This is a genomic window from Vitreoscilla filiformis (genome assembly GCF_002222655.1).
Lineage (GTDB): Bacteria > Pseudomonadota > Gammaproteobacteria > Burkholderiales > Burkholderiaceae_C > Ideonella > Ideonella filiformis.
Genome location: NZ_CP022423.1, coordinates 1,713,122 through 1,732,497, shown reverse-complemented (window position 1 = coordinate 1,732,497; position 19,376 = coordinate 1,713,122). Strand labels below are relative to the sequence as shown.

Sequence of the window (19,376 nt, the reverse complement as noted above, 5' to 3'; positions counted from 1 at the left end):
CCTTCAACGCATCGAACTCAGTTCTTGGGCCCGCTCGCCCAGGCGTTCGAGCACCTCGGGCGGCAGCTTGTCCAAGGTACACAGCTCCTTGGCACGCATGCCCACTTGCACGCCCCGGTCGGCAAACTCGACGGCGTAGATGTAAAACTGCTGCAAAAAGGTGCCCACCGAGCGCACGTAACCCACATCGCCGCGCTGCACCAGCAAATCGCCGATGTCTTTGCCGGGGTAGGTGCCGTCGTTGCGGATCACGTTGCGGCTGATGACGCGCTCGCCGATGTCAAAACGCGGCGGCAAGGCGATCTCGATCACGTCATCGTCGTCTTCACGGGCGATGTCCACCATGGGGCGCTCCTGCAACAAAAGGAATCGGGGCGAAACGGCTGTGCGCCATCGCCCGAACTTCGGGGTCTTCGTCCTGCGTCAGGCGTTGCAACAAGGCGGCGTGCTGGCGCGCATCGAGCCGTTCGGCCACTTGCCAGCGCACGCCCCAGTCGTCATCACAGGCCAGCGCGGCCAGCAACCCCGGCGGCGCCCGGCGAGCGACGATGCGGCGCACTTCCGGCGCCCGGTCATCGGCCAAGCGCCACAGCGCGGGCATCTCGATGCGCTCGGCCACGGCGCGGCGCACCTGGGTGTCGGCATCGGCCACCAACAGCGGCAGCAGCGCCAGCGGCAGGCGCCGGGCCAGCACGGTGCGGACTTCGTAATCCGGGTCGTGCAACAAGCGGCTGAGTTGGCCTTCGTCCAAACGCTGGGCCACGCGGATGCGCACTTCGCGGTGCGGGTCGTCACACAGCGTCAACAGGTGGCGTTGCGGCACGCGCAGCGCCACTTGCAGGCGCACGGTTTCATCCTCGTCGCGCAGCAACGGGGTGAGGTGAAAGAGGTCGGCGTAGCGTGCCGCAATCGCCCGCACCTCAAAGTACGGGTGATCCAGATGCTGGTTCGCCAGCTCACGGTGGGCGCGGAAAAACCGGTCGATGCGCCGCGCATAAGCGTCCTGCACGCAACTGTGGCCGCGCTCGCAACCGTTTTCGACGCCCTGCTCGGCCCGCATGTCGGCATGGGGGCAAGTGGCGCAGTCGATGGGCTGGCCTTGCCAGGTCAACATCGGAATGTCCCCCGCCGGCGCCCGGCCACTGCGAGGAGGGGAAGCGTGCGCGGGTGTCATCGTCGTGGCTCCCGCGTCAGGCTGAAATGTGCGGCGCCAGCCGCGCCCAGGCGGCAGCACCAAACACGGCGGGCGCCGGGGGTGCGTCGTCCTCGTCATCGAGGTTGCCCAGCAGGGCGCGCTGGCGCACGGCTTCAATCAGCGCACCGCCGACGCAATCGTCGGGGTCGAGGTGGCGCAACAAGGCCAGGGCATCCCGCGCTTCGATGGGGTCGTCCAGCCGCAAACTCAAATAGGCATAGCCCTTGAGCGTGAACAGGTAGAACCGCACCGCCGGCACGTCTTTGGCACCGGCCAGAGCACGCCGGGGCATGTCGCGCCAGCACTCCGGCAAGCCCAAGGCGATGGCCCCCACCCGCAGCGCACGGCGCGCCACATCACGCGCCAAGGCCAGGCGGTGGCCGTAAAAATGGTGACGGTAGAGCGCAATCAGCACCGCCGGATGTTCCGGCGCCAGCGCTTGAGCACGCATCAAAGCCGCCATGGCCCGCACCGCATCCGAGCGATGCGCGCCGGCTTCGGACAGCGCCGCCTCCACCGCCACCGGCAAGCGCTGGCCGAGCACGGCGGCATCGAAATCCAGGTCGTCGGGGCTGAACATGGCGGCGCGCTCCGTCAGACGCCCACGCGCTTGATGGACGACAGCGACACAGTGGCTTGCGCCGGCTTGGTGGCCGCCGCATCCCCCGAGCTGCTGCACGCGCACGGCGCGGCGTTGGGGTTGAAGAAGGTCAGGCCGGAGCGGGTGGGCGTGTCTTCAAAATCCATGGTCAAGCCGTCCATGACGAGGCGGCTTTCAGCGGGCAAAAACACACGCACCCCGCCGAAACTCATTTCGGCATCCCCGGCACGCGGGGCGGCTTCAACGGTGAATTCCGAGCTGTAGCCCGAGCACCCGCCCGGCGTGACCGTCAGGCGGAAACCCCCGGTGGGGTGCTCGGAGAAGCGAACCATGCGGCGGATGAACTTCTCAGCCGCAGGCGAGACGGTGACGTTGGGCAGGATCATGGTGTGTTCCTCAGACCTTCTTGATGCAGCCGTCCACCGGGCAAACCGCGATGCACTGCGGCGAATCGAATTGGCCTTCGCATTCGGTGCATTTCTTCGGGTCGATCACAAAGGTGCCGCCCTTTTCACGGATGGCGACGTTGGGGCATTCGGGCTCGCAAGCCGAGCAGCCGCTGCACATGGAGGCGATGATCTTCAGGGCCATGAGGGTTCTCCTTGGCGGTTGGCGGGGGTGAACAAAGGTGTTCGGGGGTGGAAAGGGCGTCAGGCGGCTTCGGCGGTGTAGGCGCCTTGGCGGATGCGAGCGTCGCCACGCGGCACATGCACGACTTGGCCGCTGGCAATGCGCTGGCGGTAGTCGGCAAACCAATTCAGGGCGGCCTTTTCGATGAACTCGTGGGCGTATTCGTCCACCGGTTCGATGCCGGCGGCCTTCAGCTCGTCACGCGGGCACGCGCCGATCTTGGATACCAGCACGGCGTGGCAATCGTTGATGGCGTTGACGATGCTGGGCAGTTGCTCGTCCTCGCCGTAGCCGCCTTGGCAGTACAAATCGACGCGGCGGTGGCCGACGAACAGCGCCTGGCCTTGGCCGACTTCGTAGATTTGGAACTCGGTCGCGTGGCCGAAATGCTGGTTCACCTTGCCGTGGCCTTCGGTGGCGACGGCCACCAACACCTTCATGTCGGCATCGACACCGGCGAGCTGCTCGTCGAACGCGGCGGACAGTGCATCCACCTTGGCTTGGTGCTGGGCTTGACGCTCTTGCTCCACCTTTTCTTGGTAGGCGCGGCGCTTGTCCAGGTCGTAGTGGATGTCCATCGCTTCGATCTTGTCGAGCGTGAATTCCTCGCTGCGGTCTTCGCCCAGCAGGCCGACCGCATCGGCGCGGCACTGGCGGCAATGGCGCATCAGGTTGGCGCCGCCCATGCAGGCGTCTTGCACGGCCTTCAGCTCTTGGGCGGTCGGGCCGCGCTGGCCGGTCAGGCCGAACACCGTGCCGTGCTCCGGCTCGGAGATCAGCGGCATGATGTTGTGCAAGAAGGCACCGCGCTTTTTCACCTCGCGGTTCACCTCGATCAGGTGCTCATCGTTGATGCCGGGGATCAGCACCGAGTTGATCTTGGTGAGCACACCCCGAGCGGTGAGCATTTCCAGGCCGAGCATCTGGCGCTCGTGCAGGATCTTGGCCGCCTCGTAGCCGGTGTAACGCTTGTGGTTGTAGAAGATCCACGGGTAGATCTTCTCGCCCACCGCCGGATCGACCATGTTGATGGTGATCGTGACGTGGTCGATGTTGTACTTGCAGATCTCGTCCACCAAGTCGGGCAGCGCCAGGCCGTTGGTGGAGATGCACAGTTTGATGTCCGGCGCGGTTTCGGCGAGCTGGCGCATCGTGTCGAAGGTTTTCTTCGGATTGGCCAAGCTGTCGCCGGGGCCCGCGATGCCGAGCACGGTCATCTGCGGAATCTCGCTGGCCACCGCCAGCACCTTCTTCACCGCTTGATCGGGCGTGAGCTTTTGGCTCACCACGCCGGGGCGGGATTCGTTGGAACAGTCGTACTTGCGATTGCAGTAGTTGCACTGGATGTTGCAAGCCGGTGCCACCGCCACATGCATGCGGGCGAAGTGGTGATGCGCTTCTTCGCTGTAGCAGGGGTGGTTTTTGATCTTCTCCCAAATTTCGGGAGGCATGTCCTCCGGGCCCGCCGAGGAACCACAGCTAGACTTGCCCGAGCCGCCCGAGGTGGAGCAACCGCCCTCCAGCTCGATGACTTCACTGACCGCTTGACGGCCTTTCTTCAGGCCGCTCAACGAAACAAACGTCGTGTTGGTAGACATGGGACACCTCGCGTGGTGGCAGATGTCTTCCCCTTTGCGAAAGCCGTGCCAGGAGGATTGTTGTTCTAAATCAAGGCTTTAGCCCATTGACGCTTCAATATCCCGAAGCACGGCTGTGCCGGTCACGACAAATGCGACACAAACCCCGCCCATGGCGTGTGGATGTGATGCAACGAAAACATCAGGTGCTCGCAAAATCAGTTTGCTATATATCAAAATCCGAGGACGTTGCATCCTTTAATCAAGGGGTTACTCCCTCGCCAAAGCGCCATGAGCAGCCCTGTTCACCCTCCCCCCCCGCCTCATGCCCATGAGCTGAGGTGGCGCCGCAACCAGCCGCTCCCGGTGCATCGCCCCAGCTTTCACCTGCGCCTGCGACGCCTCAAGCGCCAGATTGAATCCATGCGCCCGCCCCCCCGCTCGGACGTGTTGATTCCAGCCCAGGCCCACCCACGCTGGGCGGTTTACTTCGTCTACAGCCTCAGCGGCGCCGCCTTTGACCAACACCGCTTCACCGTGCAGCAGTTGCGCCAAGATGGCTGGCCCGTCTTGGTGGTGCTGGCCTGCGCCGAACGCCCCAGCACGGCTGTGGTGGCGCAATGGCGCCAACATGGCGCCAGCGCTCTGCTGTGGAAAGAACCGCACGGCTTTGATTTGTCTGGTCTGCGCCCTGCGTTGCAGCACTTGCTGGGCCGTTCGCCCGGCTGCGACGTGCTGTGGCTCAACGACAGCCTGCTCGGCCCCTTTCACTCGGTCTATGAGCTGGTGCGCCACACGCCTTGGCGCGTGACGGGGTTCGCGTCCTGTTTCATCATCGAGCCGCACATCCAAAGTTATGCCTTGTTTTTGCGCACCCTGGATGCCTCGTTGATGCAAGCACTCAGCCAAGTGGTGCCGGGCTCTCACTGCTTGAACCAGCACAGCGCGGTGGCTTTTGTGCAGGAAACTCGCCTGGCTCGCCATCTTTCGCAGCAAGGTTCGGTGGGCACCCTGTGGAGCCCCCTGCGCGACGACATGGATCTGACCATGGCCTACCCTTACGAATTGGTAGAAGACGGTTTTCCCTTCCTGAAACGCAGCATCCTGGGAAAATTCTCTGACTTCTTCACGACCTCGGATGCGTTGGCCATGCTGCGCCGCTGGGGTCATCCCGTGCGTGACTTTGAATTGTTCGAAGGGTGCGGGGCTTTTCTTCAGACCACCCCGTGAATGCACCTGAACCCGTGACCGACACCTCCAACACCACCGCCCCCCCCCGCGCCCGACTGAGTGACCGCATGCGCGGGGTGGCCATGTGGTTGGTGATTGAACAAGTGGCCTCGTTGGGCACGCGCCTCGTCAGCAACGTGGTGCTGGCGCGGCTGCTCACCCCAGAGGCTTATGGCCTGGTGGCGCTGATGTGGACGCTCATCGTCGCGCTGGGCTTGTTCAGCGACATGGGCGTGAGCCGCACCGTGGTGCAAAGCCCCCGTGGCGATGAACCCGACTTCATGAACACCGCCTGGACGATCCAAATGATCCGGGGCTTGGTGCTGGCGGTGTTGATGCTGCTGCTGGGCGGTGGCTTGGCGCTGGCCCAAGCCCAGGGCTGGTTGAACGGGGACAACCTTTACAGCGACGCCCACTTGCCGCCCATGTTGGCGGTGATGTCGATCTTCATGGTGCTGGTGGGGTTGGAGTCGATGCGGGTGCATGTGGCGCACCGCCACATGCAACAGGCCACGCTGACCAAGATGTCCATCGTCACGCAAGTGGCCTCGGTGTCGGTGATGATTCCGATGGCCTACTTGACCCGCTCGCACTGGACGCTGCTGGCCGGCACCCTGACGGCCATGAGCTTGGCGATGATCTTGCAACGCCGTTGGCTCTCTGGCCCGCCCGAGCGTTGGATGATGGAGCCCGCCGCCCGGCGGGAGCTGCTCGGCCATGCCCGCTGGATTTTGCCGGCCACCGCCCTGGGTTTCTTCGGTATGCACGCGGACCGCATGATTTTGGGCGGTTTGGTTGATGCCACCACGTTTGGCCTGTACGCCATCGCCTACACCTTGGCCACCTTGCCTTGGAGCCTGTTGCAGACCTTGGGCGGCAAGGTGATTTTTCCTGCCTTGAGTGAAACCGTGCGCGAACGCCCGCACGACTTGCCCCGGGTGTTTCTGCGCATGCAACGCCTGTTCGATTTGGCCTTGGTCAGCAGCATGGTGGCCTTGGCGCTGTGCGCCCAATCGCTGGTGAATCTGCTGTACGACGCCCGTTACACCGGCGTTGGGCCGCTGCTGGCGATCTTGGCGCTGGGTTTCATTGGTGGACGCAACCAGGTGGTGGAGGAGTGCTACATGTCCTCCGGCCAACCCAAGTACACGATGCTGGCCCAATCCTGCCGCGTTGCAGCACTGTTCCTGGGGCTGTGGGCCGGTTTCCACTGGGGGGGCGTGCCCGGTGCCGTGATGGGGGTTGCCGCCAGCCAATACGCCGCTTGGCCGCTGGCTTACTGGTATCGCTGGCGCCACGGCCTGCTGGATTGGCGCGCCGACTTGCTGCTCATCCCCGCCGCATTGGGTGGCGCGGTGGTCGGCCTGGGCATGGATCGCGCCCTGGGTTTCTTGGCCCAGGTGCTGCACCGCTGAACCCGCCCCGCCCGACACCCGCTACAGCTTGCGCACCTCAATGCGGTGCTTCTGGAGCGCATAACCCAGTTGGCGCGGCGTCACCTTGAGCAGCCGCGCCGCTTTGGCTTGCACCCACCCGCACTGCTCCATGGCCCAGATCAGGCGCTCACGTTCGCCGCTGGGGGGTTCGTTGCCAAACTGGCGAGCGGGCAGCACCGAGGCATCGCCCAAACGCTCGGTCGGGCCGATGCGCACCACGTCGTCATCGTCCTCCTCCTCTTCACCCCACATCGGCGCTGCTGGCGGTGGCGCGGGTGCAGGTACGGGCGTCGGCGCTGGGTTCACGCGGCCTGCGAAGTGAATCACCGAGGTGGCATTGGCGGGGGCGACTGCATCTTCTTTGTCGATGTGGTGCAAGGTCTGCGTTAAACAACGGTTGCTGCGACAAGGGAAAGCCAAATCGCGGATGACGCTGCTTTGCACCATCGTCGCCGTACGCTCGATGCAGTTTTGCAGCTCGCGCACGTTGCCCGGCCAATAGCAGTTGGCCAGCACCTGCATGGCTTCGGGCGTGACCTTCAACTCGCGGCGGTTTTCTTTGTTGAAACGGTCGATGAAGTGGGCCACGAGCAGCGGAATGTCGTCCCGGCGCTCGCGCAGCGGCGGCAAGAAAATGCTCACCACGTTGATGCGGTAATACAAATCGGCGCGGTACTCACCGCGCTGCACCATGCGCTCCAGATCGCGGTTGGTGGCACAAATCAGCCGCACATCGACCTTGACCGGGCGCGTCCCGCCCACGCGCTCGAACTCCCGTTCTTGCAACACGCGCAGCAGTTTGGCTTGGAAGGCGGGCGAAATGTCCCCCACTTCGTCGAGGAACAGCGTGCCGCCGTTGGCCAGCTCAAAGCGGCCTTTGCGATCCCCAACTGCGCCCGTGAACGCGCCTTTTTCGTGGCCGAACAGCTCGGATTCGAGCAGCGATTCGGTCAACGCCGCGCAGTTCACCTTGATGAACGGCCCATCCTTGCGCGGGCTCAGGTAGTGGATCGCCCGGGCAACCTCCTCCTTGCCAGTGCCCGACTCGCCGCGCAGCAACACCGTGGAACGCGACGGCGCCGCTTGGTGAACCTCGGCAAACACCTGCTGCATCCGCCGCGATTGGCCAACGACGTTGTCAATCGAATAACGCCGGGTGATGTTCTCGCGTGTCAGTGCTTTTTGCAGCCGCGTGGTTTCGAGTTGCAGGCGCTGGTGTTCCTCGCTCACCGCCCGGTGCAGGGCGAACGATTGCGCCAGCAGCGTGGCCACCATGGTGAGGATGCGCTGATCGTCCGACAGCCGCGCCACCCCTTCGACCTCACGTTGGGCCGCCAACACGCCCAGCGTTTGCTGATCGGCCTTCAAAGGGAACACCAAGAACGCCAAGCGTTTGCCTTCTTGCGGGCCAAAGGCGCCGGTACGGTCGATGAACTCATCGCTGCCCGACACGTTGGGCACCACCACCGGCAGCCCCGACAAATGCACCCGCCCGATCACCCCTTCGCCGCTGTGCCAACGCCCGCGCTGTTCTTGGTCGCGGCTCAAGCCCACGGCGCTATGCACTTTCAAGGTGCCTTCTTCATCACCAAAAACGATCATGGCGCGGGTCAACCCCAGTTGTGCGGCCAGCACGTTCAGGGCAGCGCGAAAGGTTCGGCTGATGTCCAGCGAGTCCCCCAGGATGCGGCAAACCTCGTAAATGGTGCTGAGTTCCAGATGGGAACGCTCTTGGTGGATCGGGTGAATCATGCGGTACCTCCTGGAAACCACGGGCCTGCGAATGAAACCACCGCCCCAAGACGGCGCAGACCCGACCGTGGGAACCCCCCGGCTGAGGCGACCTCTGCAAAAACCAAGCCCCTGGGGCCGCTCATCCGTTCGAATGAGGAGGGAAAAGCCGTCAATCTGATGTACATCAAAAAAAGCCCGGTGAGGGCGCAGGAAGTCACACAAGCACGCAAAACGGCCCTCACGCGGAGGGCCGTTCAGTCAGCGAAAAAGCGGGATTCACCAGACCGCTGGCGGCGCCACCAAGCGCTCGACAGGGATTCCTCCCAGCAGGTGCTGCTCGAAAATATCGGGCACATCGGCGGGGGTCACGCCTTGGTAAAGGACGCCTTCGGGGTAGACCAGCACGTTGGGGCCGCCTTCGCACGGGCCCAGGCAGCCCGAGTAGGTGATGGCAACTTGGTCATAGGCTTGGCGCTTTTGCAGCTCACCCCAAAGGGCTTGCAGCAAGGGCGACGCGCCTTTGGCGGCACAACTGCCACGCGGATGACCCGGCGGGCGCTGCTGGCTGCACACGAACACATGGCGAGCGGGATGGGGCATGGCAAAACTCCTGTAACGATCAGGCCGCGCAGGTGGCGATGAGCTTTTCCAGCTCGGCCATGTGCTCGGCTTCTTCCTCGGCAAACTCGGTGGCCAGGGCGCGCAGCTCGGCGTCGTCGGTGCTGGTGGCGATGGCGGCGTAGTAAGCGTGGCCCCGGCGCTCGCTCTCCAGCGCCAGTTGCAGGGCGGCGCGGGTGTCGAGGAAGCCATCCACGCCGACCCAATCCGCCACTTCGGGCGAGACGCCGTCGGGCCACTCGTAGTCGTCGGCACCGAGCTGGGGCACGTCGCGGAAACCCGCCCGGGCCGTGGCTTCGGCCAGGTGTTTGCGCGAGAAGTAGGCCATCCGGGCGAAAAATTCTTTCACCACCGGATTGCCCGCCGTGCCCATCGCTGCCGACAGCTCTTCGTAGCGCCGCGCCGCCTCCCGCTCCAGCGTGATGGCGTGGGCAAGGAAGCGTTCAACGTTGTTCATGGCAGCGCCTCTCAACCGAACTTGAAGAGGATGCCGTGCCCGCCACGCGGGTATTCCCAAGCCACGTTGGCATGCTCGGTACACACCACGCGGCAGGAACCGCACTCCAGGCAGCCATCGGTGATGAGGGTCACCGTGCGGTTGCCTTCGGCCTTGTAACAAGCGGCAGGGCAGATGAAGGTGCAGGCTTGGCTTTTGCAATCGTTGGCACAGACTTCCGGCGCCTTGATCTTGATGTGCGGCCGGCCATGATCCACCTTGTAGCGGTTCTGGAACAGCTTGTTTTCGACGTTGACGGCAGCGAGGCTCATGGCGCTTCTCCTGTCATGAAAAGGGGTAGGCGGGCGGGCTTTTAGCGGAAAGCGCGCCAGAACTTGAAGGCGTCGCTCACCAAGCCGGTGAGGCGGCGGGCGCTGCGGAAGCTGCCGAGGATTTCGCGCTCCTTGGCCTTCTTGTCCACGCCATCGACGGTGAAGAAGGTCTTGGCGGCGCGGTTGAGCAGCTCGGGGTAGGTGGTGAAGAACTGCGGTGTGGTGTGCAGCACGTCCGGCATGTCGCGGTACTTCTTCAAATCCTTCATGACGAAGGACTCGTCCATCTTGTCCTTGTAGAGCTTCAAGTTGGCCGCCGTCGGCTCCTTGCCACCTTCCTTCAGTGCGATGACGGTTTCACCCGCCAAACGACCGCTGGTCATGGCCAGATTCGAGCCTTCGCGATGCACGGCGTTCACAAAACCGCCCGAGTCACCCACGATCATCCAGCCGTTGCCATACAGCTTGGGCACGGCCTTGAAGCCGCCTTCGGGGATGAGGTGCGCGGCATATTCCTTCATCTCGCCGCCTTCGATCAGCGGGGCAATGCTGGGGTGAGCCTTGAGTTTTTCCAGCAGCGCGTAGGGGCTGGTGCGCTTGGGGTTGTCCTTGAAGTCGGACAGCAGGCAGCCGATGCCGATGGTGAGTGAATCCTTGTTGGTGTACAGGAACCCCGTGCCCACCATGCCTTCGGTCACCTTGCCCATCAGCTCGATGACCACGCCCTCTTCTTCCTTGATGTTGAAGCGGGCCTGGATCACTTCTTCCGGCAGGAACAGGATTTCCTTCACCGCCAGCGCCACGTTCTTCGCTTCCAGCTCGGGGTGGAAACCGGCTTTGCGCGCCAGCGTCGAGTTCACGCCATCGGCCAGCACCACCACATCGGCGAACACCTCACCGCCCAGGCGATCCGACCGCACGCCGACCACACGATCGCCGTCCAGCAGCAGCTCATCGACCGTGGTTTCGCAGATCAGCAGCGCACCGGCTTCGCGCACCTTGGAGCTGAACCACTTGTCGAACTGGGCGCGGATGATGGTGTAGCGGTTGTAGGGTGGTTTGTTGTAGTCGTCGCTGCGGTAGTGGGTGCCGATGAAGGATTCATCGTCCATCACCCACATGCGCTGCTCGATGATGTGGCGCTCCAGCGGCGCATCCTCGCGGAAGTCGGGGATGATTTTTTCCAGCGCATCGCTGTACAGGATGGCGCCCTGCACGTTCTTCGAACCGGGATACTCACCGCGCTCGATTTGCAGCACCTTCAAACCCGCCTTGGCCATCGTGTAAGCCGCCGCGTTGCCCGAGGCACCCGCACCGACGACGATGGCGTCGAACTTTTCCTTTTTCGGGGACATCGCAATCTCTCCTGTGGGTCAGTGGGGCAACGGTCAGGCCACTTTGCGGATTTGCTTGCCCAACCGGGCCGCAAAGGCTTGGGTCAGCGCGGGCAGCACCTGCATGGCGTTGCCGACGATGCCGAAATGGGCGAAGTCAAAAATCGGGGCGTTGGCATCGGTGTTGATGGCCACGATCACATCCGAAGCTTCCATGCCCACGCGGTGCTGGATCGCCCCCGAGATGCCGGCAGCGATGTAGAGCTTGGGCCGCACCGTTTTGCCGGTTTGGCCGACCTGGCGCTCGGCCTCGACCCAGCCTGCCTGCACCACCGGGCGCGTGGCACCGACTTCGGCGCCCAGCACGCGGGCCAAATCCCACACCAGCTTGAAGTTGTCCGGCGACTTCAGCCCCTTGCCGCCCGACACGATCACGTCGGCATAAGCGAGGTTGACGGTGTTGCGGTTGGCGTCCGGAATGAAGTCCAGCAGCTTGGTGACGATCTCGGTTTCCACCATGCCCAGCGCCATTTCGGTGATGGTGCCGGTGCGGGTGTCGTCGCGGCGCGGCATCGGCGCGGTGCGCGGGCGCATGGTGGCCATCTGCGGGCGGTAAGCCAGCGTCATGATGGTGCAGAGCAGCGAGCCGCCGAAGGTCGGACGGGTGGCGGCCAGGGCGCGACCGTCGATGTTCAGCTCGGTGCAGTCCGCCGTCAGGCCGGTGCCCAGCGTGGTGGCGACGGAGCCGGCCAAATCGCGGCCCATCGTCGTGGCGCCCAGCAGCATGATTTCCGGCTGGTACTTGTTGACCAGATCGGTCAGGCCCTTGGTGAACGGCTCGTTGCGGTAGCCCTTCAGCACCGGGTCACGCATGATGTAACAGAGGTCGGCGCCGTAGGCGTAGGCTTCTTTCGCGAAGTCGTCCAGCTTCTCGTCCGGGCCACCCATCACCACGCCGGCGACTTGCACGCCCAGCTTGTCGGCCAGCTTGCGGGCCTCGCCCATCAGCTCCCAACTGACGGTGTGGACTTGGCCACGGTCATGCTCCACAAACACCCAAATGCCTTTGTAGGACTTGAGGTGTTCGGGCAGCTCCAGGTTGCGACCGCCACGGCCGGCAGGACGGGCAGCAGGTTTGGCAGCAGGTTGGTTCATGGCAGGCACCTTCTCGCGGGCGGTCTTGGGTCAGGCAGACAGGCGCTCAACCAGCTCTTCTTCCAGCGTCGGATGCTGGGTGAAGATCTTGTCGAGCAGGTTGAGGGTGACGTCGTGCAGGCTGGTGTCGGCGACTTCCATCATGTCGGCCTTCTCGCTGCGTGGCGTCGGGCCGAAGACCTTGCTCACCACCGTGGGCGAGCCCTTCAGGCCGATCTTGCTGAGGTCTTCGATGCCGGCATCGTCCTTGTTCCACTTGCGCACTTGGAAGCGGGCGGCGCGCAACATGTCGTCCATGGTGGCGAAGCGCATCTCGTTGGTGCCTTCGAGCATGGTGATGAGGCTGGGCAGCGTGGTGTCGAGCAACTGCACACCGCCTTCGGCGCGGCGCTCAACCTGGATGCGGCGCGCTTCCAAATCCACCTTGACGATGCGGCTCACGTAGGTGAGGAGGTTCCAGCCCAGCCGCTTGGCGATGCCGGGGCCGACCTGGGCGGTGTCACCGTCAATCGTTTGTTTGCCGGTGAACACCAGATCAACCGCCTGTTCTTCGCTGATCTTCTTGATGGCCGAGAACAGGGCGTAGGAGGTGGCCAGGGTGTCGGCACCAGCGAAGGCGCGGTCGGTCACCAAAATGGCGTCGGTGGCACCAAAGCTGATGCACTTGCGCAGGGCTTCCTCAGCTTGTGGCGGGCCCATGCACAGCACGGTGACGCGGCCACCGAACTTGTCCTTCAGGCGCAGCGCCTCTTCCAAAGCGAAGAGGTCGTAAGGGTTGACGATGGCCGGCACCCCTTGGCGCATGATGGTGTTGGTGACGGGGTGGACGCGGATCTGCGCCGAATCCGGCACCTGCTTGATGCAGACGACGATGTGCATGGTCTTCTCTCCTGGGCGACTGGAACGGTGCAGCCGGCATCCGGCTCTCTGGGTCACGCATCCTGTTCAGCAAACCCCATGCCATCGATGACAATTCTCTAACCCATTGATTTGAAACGATTTTTTAGGCCATGACGCCGACATGACGCGGCTGTGGGGTTTGTCGCGTCTCCGACAGCGTCGCCGCAAGCGCCCATGAAAAAGGGCCGCGATGCGGCCCTGACGAGTCGGTGCAACGGTGTGCTCAAGCGGCGCGGCGCTCCGCCAAACTCTCGCGCAGCTTGTTGACGGACACGGTTTGCTGCCCGCTGGCGTCTTGAAACACCTTGAACACCTTTTCTTGCACACCCGAAGAGGTGGTGAAGTCTTTGTAGGCTTGGGCCAGCAGCTCGCGGTAGCGGGTGAACATCGCCACCTCGTCCAGCCCGGCCAAGTCGGCGCGGTGCAGGTACTGGTAAAAGCGCTTGAGGATGTGCAGGCGGTTCACGTTGACGATTTTTTCGTCGTACGGGATGCCGAAAAACTCAAGAAACTCGTTGGCGCTGGACAGCGCCTTGAGCCGGGTGGTGAAGTCGTCCATGGTGGGGGAATCTCCGTCAAAAGGGGCGGGTGGCGCCAGCGGGCAGCTGTTCGAGGTAGAAGCGCTTCAAGTCGTCTGGGCTGGGCGAGCGCTTGGTGTCGCCAACGTGGCTGCGGATGCGCTCCAGCAAAAGACGCGCCAGGTCGTTGGACAGGTGCAGGCCCAGTTGTTCATACGCCACCATGACGCCGTGTGAGCCCGAATGTTTGCCCAGCACGGTGCGGTGGCTGCGGCCCAGCTCGGCGGGGTCGAAGCCTTGGTAAGTGAGCGGATCTTTGAGCAAGCCATCCACATGGATGCCGGATTCATGCGTGAACACCGCATCGCCGACGATGCTCTTGTTCGCGGCCACCGGTCGCCCGGAGGCCTGCGCCACCAGCTCGGAAATGAAGGGCAGCGCCCGTGAATCGACACCGCAATCGACGCCATGCAGATGCCGCATGGCCATGACGATTTCCTCCAGCGCCGCGTTGCCGGCACGCTCGCCCAAGCCATTGACGGTGGTGCTGGCGTGGGTGGCCCCGGCGCGGAAGGCGGCCAGGGTGTTGGCGGTGGCCAAGCCCAGGTCGTTGTGAGCGTGGATTTCGATGTCGATGTCCACCGCTGCGCGCAGGGCGGCGATGCGGCGGTGGGTTTCAAATGGATCGAGGATGCCCAGGGTGTCGGCGTAGCGCACGCGCTCGGCGCCGCAGGCTTGGGCGGTGCTGGCCAGTTGCGCCAAGAACGCATCGTCGGCACGCGAAGCGTCTTCCAACCCCACGCTGACCCGCGTCCCTGCCGCCACCGCCCGCTGCACAAAGTGGCGCAGCGTGGTCAACACCCAGGGGCGGTCGCGCTTGAGTTTGCGTTGGATTTGGATGTCCGACGCTGAGATGGAGAGGTGGATGATGTCGGCGCCGCAGGTCAGGGCGGCGGCCAAGTCGCTTTCGCACATGCGCGCCCAGACCATGGTGTGCGCCCGCAGGCGCATGGCGGTGATGGAGCGGATCAGCTCCAACTCACGCGGCCCCATCGCAGGGATGCCGATTTCCATTTCGGGCACACCGGCAGCATCCAGCTCGGCGGCGATGCTGCGTTTTTCGTCGTCGGTGAAGGCCACGCCGGCGGTTTGTTCACCGTCGCGCAGCGTGGTGTCGTTGATGCAAAAGGCCGTGGGGCGTGCAACGGGGCTGGGCTGGCGGGTCATGGCGCGGTGCTCGTGGAGACGATGTGGGCGGTCAAAGCAAGCCCCGAGCCACGGTCGAATGTTTCAGCAACCCGTTGATTTCAAATCAATTTGAACGTCGCTGGGGGAGGTGCAGGGATGAAGCACTGCGTCGTCTTTGTCGCATCCTGGACAGCCGAAGTCGCTCAAGAAAACGCCCAATGTTCAAGTTAATTTACAAATCGTTTAACTTCTGACAAACAGGCGCAAATCACGAGCGGAAATACCTTCGTTATTAAGCAAAATCTTTTTGACAACCCCAAGAGCTAGGGAAAGTACAAACCGACGACACGACTTGTTCTGACCACGAGCCACCGAACCACCGCCCCCTGGATGGGATGGGGTGGATTTTTGGAAAGCACTGTCATCATGAAAACCCGTTACACCCCCCCTGTCCTCGCCGAAGGCTCCACCTCCGATAACGACACCCTGCTGGGCACCCTCGGCAAAGACACCCTCGACGGTGGCCTGGGCGCCGACACCATGACCGGTCTGGGCGGCCATGACCTGTATTACGTGGACAACGCGCTCGATCAAATCGTTGAGCAAGCCGGCGGCGGCATCGATACGGTGTCTGCTTCCGTCAGCTACACCTTGGGCACGCAAGTTGAGCGGCTGGTGCTCACCGGCAATGCCAACCTCAACGGCACGGGCAATGAGCTGAACAACATCATCACCGGCAACACCAGCGCCAATGTCTTGAGTGGAGGCGCCGGCAACGACAGCCTGAAAGGCGGTGGCGGGGCCGACACCCTGTTGGGCGGTGATGGTAATGACACGCTCAACGCCAGCCAAAACGCGGGGGGCACCGTTGATGGGGGTATGGGCACGGATACCTTTGTCATGGATCGATCCGACCTCAGCACGGGGGTTTCCTGGAACAGCGGCATCAGTATCAATGGCGTGTCGGTCACGGGAGTGGAGCGTTTCGTTCTGAGCACCGGCAGCGGCAATGATTCGATCAACAACGCCCGCAACGCCACCAACGATGACATCCGCACCAACGCCGGCAGCGACACCATCTATAGCGGCAGTGGCAATGACACCCTGTATACCGGCTCCGGCAACGACGACATCTGGATCGATATATTCACGTCCACAAGCACCAGCCCCACTTACGAAACCGACCGCGATGTGGTCAACGCTGGCTCAGGCAATGACACCATCCTCGGTGCTTCCGGCTACGACACCATCGATGGTGGCGACGGTTATGACAGAGTAGCCATCTCTTTGTCCGACCTCAGCAGCACCAGCAGCATCGCTTGGTATTGGAGCCCCACAAGCAACGCCAGCAATGGCACCCGCGTCGACGCCAACTCCACTTGGGACAGCGTCAACGCCCTCGTCACCTATGGCAAGCAATTCCAGCTCTTCAGTGGTACTTCCCTTGGAGCCAGCCTCTCCAACATCGAACGCCTTGACGTCATCGCTGGCACCGGGGCCAACGATCTGATCTTCGATTTGAACACCGGCGCTGGTTCATCAACTGCCGCATACCTCCGGTATTACAACGGCAGCGCAGGCATCGATACCTTCTTTGCCAACTGGTCTAACACCACCACCGCCGTGAACTGGAGCAAGGGTGGCATGCTGTCCACCCGGGTGAGCAGTGACTACGTCACTGTCTCCAACATGGAGCGCCTCCTGCTGAGCACCGGCAGCGGCAATGATTCGATCAACAACTCCAACAACGCCACCAACGATGACATCCGCACCAACGCCGGCAACGACACCATCTATAGCGGCAGTGGCAATGACACCCTGTATGCCGGCTCCGGCAACGACGACATCTTGATCGATATATTCACGTCCACAAGCACCAGCCCCACTTACGAAACCGACCGCGATGTGGTCAACGCTGGCTCAGGCGATGACACCATCGTCGGCGCTTCCGGCTACGACACCATTGATGGCGGCGACGGCGACGACAGAGTAGCCATCTCTTTGTCCGACCTCAGCAGCACCAGCAGCATCGCTTGGTATTGGAGCCCCACAAGCAACGCCAGCAATGGCACCCGCGTCGACGCCAACTCCACTTGGGACAGCGTCAACGCCCTCGTCACCTATGGCAAGCAATTCCAGCTCTTCAGTGGTACTTCCCTTGGAGCCAGCCTCTCCAACATCGAACGCCTTGACGTCATCGCTGGCACCGGGGCCAACGATCTGATCTTCGATTTGAACACCGGCGCTGGTTCATCAACTGCCGCATACCTCCGGTATTACAACGGCAGCGCAGGCATCGATACCTTCTTTGCCAACTGGTCTAACACCACCACCGCCGTGAACTGGAGCAAGGGTGGCATGCTGTTCACCCGGGTGGGCAGTGGCTCCGTCACTGTCTCCAACATGGAGCGCCTCCTGCTGAGCACCGGCAGCGGCAATGACAGGATCGACAACTCCAGCAACGCCACCAACGACGACATCCGCACCAACGCCGGCAACGACACCATCTACAGCGGCGGCGGCAATGACACCCTGGATGCGGGCGCCGGCAACGACCTTATCGTGGTCGATACATCCACGTCCACAAGCACCAGCCCCGCCTACGAAACCGACCGCGATGTGGTCAACGCTGGCTCAGGCGATGACGCCATCCTCAGTGCCTCTGGCCGCGACACCATCGATGGTGGCGACGGTGATGACAGAGTAGCCATCTCTTTGTCCGACCTCAGCAGCACCAGCAGCACCAGCAGCATCGCTTGGTATTGGAGCCCCACAAGCAACGCCAGCAATGGCACCCGCGTCGACGCCAACTCCACTTGGGACAGCGTCAACGCCCTCGTCACCACTGGCAAGCAATTCCAGCTCTTCAATGGCACTGCCTTTGGAGCCAGCCTCTCCAACATCGAACACATCGGCGTCACAGGCACCGGGGCCAACGATCTGATCTTCGATTTGGACACCGGCGCTAACACTTCAGCCACTGGGCCAAGCCGCTCCCACTCTGGCGGTACGGGTACCGACACCTTCTTTGCCAACTGGTCCAACACCACCAGCGCCGTGAACTGGAGCAGTGGTGGCATGGCATCCACCCTGGTGGGCAGTGGCTCCGTCACTGTCTCCAGCATGGAGCGCCTCCTGCTGAGCACCGGCAGCGGCAATGATTCGATCAACAACTACTACAACTACACCAGCGACGACATCCGCACCAACGCCGGCAACGACACCATCTACAGCGGCGGCGGTAACGACTCCATTGATGCTGGTGCTGGTAACGATCAGCTCTACCTCAGCCCTTCTACGACATATGCCACACCCGATGTCGACCAAGTCAACGCTGGCTCGGGTGATGACACCATCCTCGGTGCCTCTGGCCGCGACACCATCGATGGTGGTGACGGCGACGACAGAGTAGTCATCTCTTTGTCCGACCTCAGCAGCACCAGCAGCATCGCTTGGTATTGGAGCCCCACAAGCAACGCCATCAATGGCACCCGCGTCGACGCCAACTCCACTTGGGACAGCGTCAACGCCCTCGTCACCACTGGCAAGCAATTCCAGCTCTTCAGCGGTGCTTTCCCTGGAGCCAGCCTCTCCAACATCGAACACATCGGCGTCACAGGCACCGGGGCCAACGATCTGATCTTCGATTTGGACACCGGCGCCAACACTTCAGCCACTGGGCCAAGCCGCTCCCACTCTGGCGGCACAGGTACTGACACCTTCTTTGCCAACTGGTCCAACACCACCAGCGCCGTGAACTGGATCAGTGGTGGCATGGCGTCCACCCTGGTGGGCAGTGGCTCCGTCACTGTCTCCAGCATGGAGCGCATCCTGCTGAGCACCGGCAGCGGCAATGACAGGATCGACAACTCCAGCAACGCCACCAACGACGACATCCGCACCAACGCCGGTAACGACACCCTCTATGGCGGCGGCGGCAACGACATCCTAGATGCCGGCGCCGGCAACGACCTACTCACCGGCGGTTCTGGCAGTGACACCCTCATGGGCGGCAGCGGCAGCGACACCCTGTTTTTGGCCGACAGCGAGCGCGACCGCGTCATGCTGACCAGCTTGGACGGCAGTGACACCCTCACCGGCTTCACCTCCGGCTCCGATGTCATCAGCCTTCAGCAAAGCGCCATGGCCATCCGCATCGGTAACAGTGACGCCACGGTGGACGGCGGCATCGTCATCAGCAACCCCGATGGAGATGGCTTTGACGCTGCGGCAGAACTGGTGATCTTCACCAGCAACATCAGCGGCAGCCTCAACGCCACGTCTGCCGCCAACCTGATCGGCAGCACCAACACCGACTATCTGACGGGCCAACAAGCCCTGTTTGCGGTGGACAACGGCATCGACTCGCAGCTCTACCTCTTCACCTCCACCGGCAACGACGCCACCGTCAGCGCCGACGAGTTGACCTTGCTGACCACCCTCACGGGCACCGCCAGCACAGCCGTGGGCGACTACGTGTTCAGCCTCTGAC

The 19,376-nt window shown here is 62.9% G+C and carries 18 protein-coding genes; 3 read left to right on the top strand and 15 right to left on the bottom strand.

Annotation, left to right across the window (positions count from 1 at the left end; genetic code table 11):
• Positions 1-3 precede the first annotated feature (3 nt).
• The 6 genes from VITFI_RS08220 to nifB are packed head-to-tail and all read right to left on the bottom strand — an operon-like array spanning position 4 to position 4,024.
• Positions 4-345: a nitrogen fixation protein NifZ gene (locus VITFI_RS08220; RefSeq protein WP_089416534.1), complete on the bottom strand. Its 342-nt coding sequence runs from the start codon at positions 343-345 to the stop codon at positions 4-6.
• A complete protein-coding gene (locus VITFI_RS08215) occupies positions 326-1,174 on the bottom strand; it encodes a 4Fe4S-binding leucine-rich repeat protein (RefSeq protein WP_089416533.1) in 849 nt (282 codons plus the stop codon). The genes VITFI_RS08220 and VITFI_RS08215 overlap by 20 nt, the downstream gene beginning before the upstream one ends.
• A gap of 16 nt (positions 1,175-1,190) precedes the next feature.
• A complete protein-coding gene (locus VITFI_RS08210) occupies positions 1,191-1,775 on the bottom strand; it encodes a hypothetical protein (protein WP_089416532.1) in 585 nt (194 codons plus the stop codon).
• Between the two features lie 14 nt (positions 1,776-1,789).
• Positions 1,790-2,182 (bottom strand): HesB/IscA family protein, encoded by a 393-nt coding sequence (locus VITFI_RS08205; RefSeq protein ID WP_198301688.1) that lies wholly within the window; start codon positions 2,180-2,182, stop codon positions 1,790-1,792.
• 10 nt (positions 2,183-2,192) lie between these two features.
• Positions 2,193-2,387, bottom strand: coding sequence for a 4Fe-4S binding protein (locus tag VITFI_RS08200; RefSeq protein WP_089416531.1), 195 nt, complete (start codon positions 2,385-2,387; stop codon positions 2,193-2,195).
• A 59-nt stretch (positions 2,388-2,446) separates the two neighbouring features.
• Positions 2,447-4,024 (bottom strand): nitrogenase cofactor biosynthesis protein NifB, encoded by a 1,578-nt coding sequence (nifB, locus tag VITFI_RS08195; protein WP_089416530.1) that lies wholly within the window; start codon positions 4,022-4,024, stop codon positions 2,447-2,449.
• A gap of 402 nt (positions 4,025-4,426) precedes the next feature.
• Between nifB and VITFI_RS08190 the strand changes: the two genes are divergently transcribed.
• Positions 4,427-5,233, top strand: coding sequence for a hypothetical protein (locus VITFI_RS08190; RefSeq protein ID WP_157725608.1), 807 nt, complete (start codon positions 4,427-4,429; stop codon positions 5,231-5,233).
• Complete coding sequence (locus tag VITFI_RS08185) at positions 5,230-6,648, top strand: oligosaccharide flippase family protein (RefSeq protein WP_089416528.1); 1,419 nt, start codon at positions 5,230-5,232, stop codon at positions 6,646-6,648. Before VITFI_RS08190 ends, VITFI_RS08185 begins: the two co-directional genes overlap by 4 nt.
• 21 nt (positions 6,649-6,669) lie before the next feature.
• Here the strand turns inward: VITFI_RS08185 and nifA are convergent, their stop codons facing one another.
• The 9 genes from nifA to nifV form a co-directional block, all read right to left on the bottom strand.
• A complete protein-coding gene (nifA, locus tag VITFI_RS08180) occupies positions 6,670-8,421 on the bottom strand; it encodes a nif-specific transcriptional activator NifA (protein ID WP_089416527.1) in 1,752 nt (583 codons plus the stop codon).
• A 258-nt stretch (positions 8,422-8,679) separates the two neighbouring features.
• Positions 8,680-9,003, bottom strand: coding sequence for a (2Fe-2S) ferredoxin domain-containing protein (locus VITFI_RS08175; RefSeq protein WP_089416526.1), 324 nt, complete (start codon positions 9,001-9,003; stop codon positions 8,680-8,682).
• Between the two features lie 19 nt (positions 9,004-9,022).
• Positions 9,023-9,478: a ferritin family protein gene (locus tag VITFI_RS08170; RefSeq protein WP_089416525.1), complete on the bottom strand. Its 456-nt coding sequence runs from the start codon at positions 9,476-9,478 to the stop codon at positions 9,023-9,025.
• An 11-nt stretch (positions 9,479-9,489) separates the two neighbouring features.
• The gene (locus VITFI_RS08165; RefSeq protein ID WP_089416524.1) at positions 9,490-9,789 is read right to left on the bottom strand and encodes a ferredoxin family protein; all 300 of its coding nucleotides are present in this window, start codon (positions 9,787-9,789) and stop codon (positions 9,490-9,492) included.
• A 41-nt stretch (positions 9,790-9,830) separates the two neighbouring features.
• The gene (locus tag VITFI_RS08160) at positions 9,831-11,144 is read right to left on the bottom strand and encodes an FAD-dependent oxidoreductase (RefSeq protein ID WP_089416523.1); all 1,314 of its coding nucleotides are present in this window, start codon (positions 11,142-11,144) and stop codon (positions 9,831-9,833) included.
• 33 nt (positions 11,145-11,177) lie between these two features.
• Positions 11,178-12,278: an electron transfer flavoprotein subunit alpha/FixB family protein gene (locus tag VITFI_RS08155; RefSeq protein ID WP_089416522.1), complete on the bottom strand. Its 1,101-nt coding sequence runs from the start codon at positions 12,276-12,278 to the stop codon at positions 11,178-11,180.
• Positions 12,279-12,308: 30 nt separating this feature from the next.
• A complete protein-coding gene (locus VITFI_RS08150; protein ID WP_089416521.1) occupies positions 12,309-13,157 on the bottom strand; it encodes an electron transfer flavoprotein subunit beta/FixA family protein in 849 nt (282 codons plus the stop codon).
• A 244-nt stretch (positions 13,158-13,401) separates the two neighbouring features.
• Positions 13,402-13,737 carry a nitrogenase stabilizing/protective protein NifW gene (nifW, locus tag VITFI_RS08145; RefSeq protein WP_089416520.1) on the bottom strand — a complete coding sequence of 112 codons (336 nt, stop codon included), beginning with the start codon at positions 13,735-13,737 and terminating at the stop codon, positions 13,402-13,404.
• 16 nt (positions 13,738-13,753) lie between these two features.
• A complete protein-coding gene (gene nifV, locus VITFI_RS08140; protein ID WP_089416519.1) occupies positions 13,754-14,923 on the bottom strand; it encodes a homocitrate synthase in 1,170 nt (389 codons plus the stop codon).
• A gap of 387 nt (positions 14,924-15,310) precedes the next feature.
• On the opposite strand from nifV, the gene VITFI_RS08125 reads away from it, so the two are divergent.
• Positions 15,311-19,375: a beta strand repeat-containing protein gene (locus VITFI_RS08125; RefSeq protein ID WP_198301687.1), complete on the top strand. Its 4,065-nt coding sequence runs from the start codon at positions 15,311-15,313 to the stop codon at positions 19,373-19,375.
• Position 19,376: the final 1 nt, after the last annotated feature.

Coding starts and splice junctions, on each gene's coding strand:
- VITFI_RS08215 (WP_089416533.1), bottom strand. CDS start 1,174: ATGACACCCGCGCACGCTTCCCCTCCTCGCAGTGGCCGGGCGCCGGCG.
- VITFI_RS08155 (WP_089416522.1), bottom strand. CDS start 12,278: ATGAACCAACCTGCTGCCAAACCTGCTGCCCGTCCTGCCGGCCGTGGC.
- VITFI_RS08160 (WP_089416523.1), bottom strand. CDS start 11,144: ATGTCCCCGAAAAAGGAAAAGTTCGACGCCATCGTCGTCGGTGCGGGT.
- nifA (WP_089416527.1), bottom strand. CDS start 8,421: ATGATTCACCCGATCCACCAAGAGCGTTCCCATCTGGAACTCAGCACC.
- nifV (WP_089416519.1), bottom strand. CDS start 14,923: ATGACCCGCCAGCCCAGCCCCGTTGCACGCCCCACGGCCTTTTGCATC.
- VITFI_RS08165 (WP_089416524.1), bottom strand. CDS start 9,789: ATGAGCCTCGCTGCCGTCAACGTCGAAAACAAGCTGTTCCAGAACCGC.
- VITFI_RS08200 (WP_089416531.1), bottom strand. CDS start 2,387: ATGGCCCTGAAGATCATCGCCTCCATGTGCAGCGGCTGCTCGGCTTGC.
- VITFI_RS08205 (WP_198301688.1), bottom strand. CDS start 2,182: ATGATCCTGCCCAACGTCACCGTCTCGCCTGCGGCTGAGAAGTTCATC.
- VITFI_RS08170 (WP_089416525.1), bottom strand. CDS start 9,478: ATGAACAACGTTGAACGCTTCCTTGCCCACGCCATCACGCTGGAGCGG.
- nifB (WP_089416530.1), bottom strand. CDS start 4,024: ATGTCTACCAACACGACGTTTGTTTCGTTGAGCGGCCTGAAGAAAGGC.
- nifW (WP_089416520.1), bottom strand. CDS start 13,737: ATGGACGACTTCACCACCCGGCTCAAGGCGCTGTCCAGCGCCAACGAG.
- VITFI_RS08190 (WP_157725608.1), top strand. CDS start 4,427: ATGCGCCCGCCCCCCCGCTCGGACGTGTTGATTCCAGCCCAGGCCCAC.
- VITFI_RS08210 (WP_089416532.1), bottom strand. CDS start 1,775: ATGTTCAGCCCCGACGACCTGGATTTCGATGCCGCCGTGCTCGGCCAG.
- VITFI_RS08220 (WP_089416534.1), bottom strand. CDS start 345: ATGGTGGACATCGCCCGTGAAGACGACGATGACGTGATCGAGATCGCC.
- VITFI_RS08150 (WP_089416521.1), bottom strand. CDS start 13,157: ATGCACATCGTCGTCTGCATCAAGCAGGTGCCGGATTCGGCGCAGATC.
- VITFI_RS08175 (WP_089416526.1), bottom strand. CDS start 9,003: ATGCCCCATCCCGCTCGCCATGTGTTCGTGTGCAGCCAGCAGCGCCCG.
- VITFI_RS08125 (WP_198301687.1), top strand. CDS start 15,311: ATGAAAACCCGTTACACCCCCCCTGTCCTCGCCGAAGGCTCCACCTCC.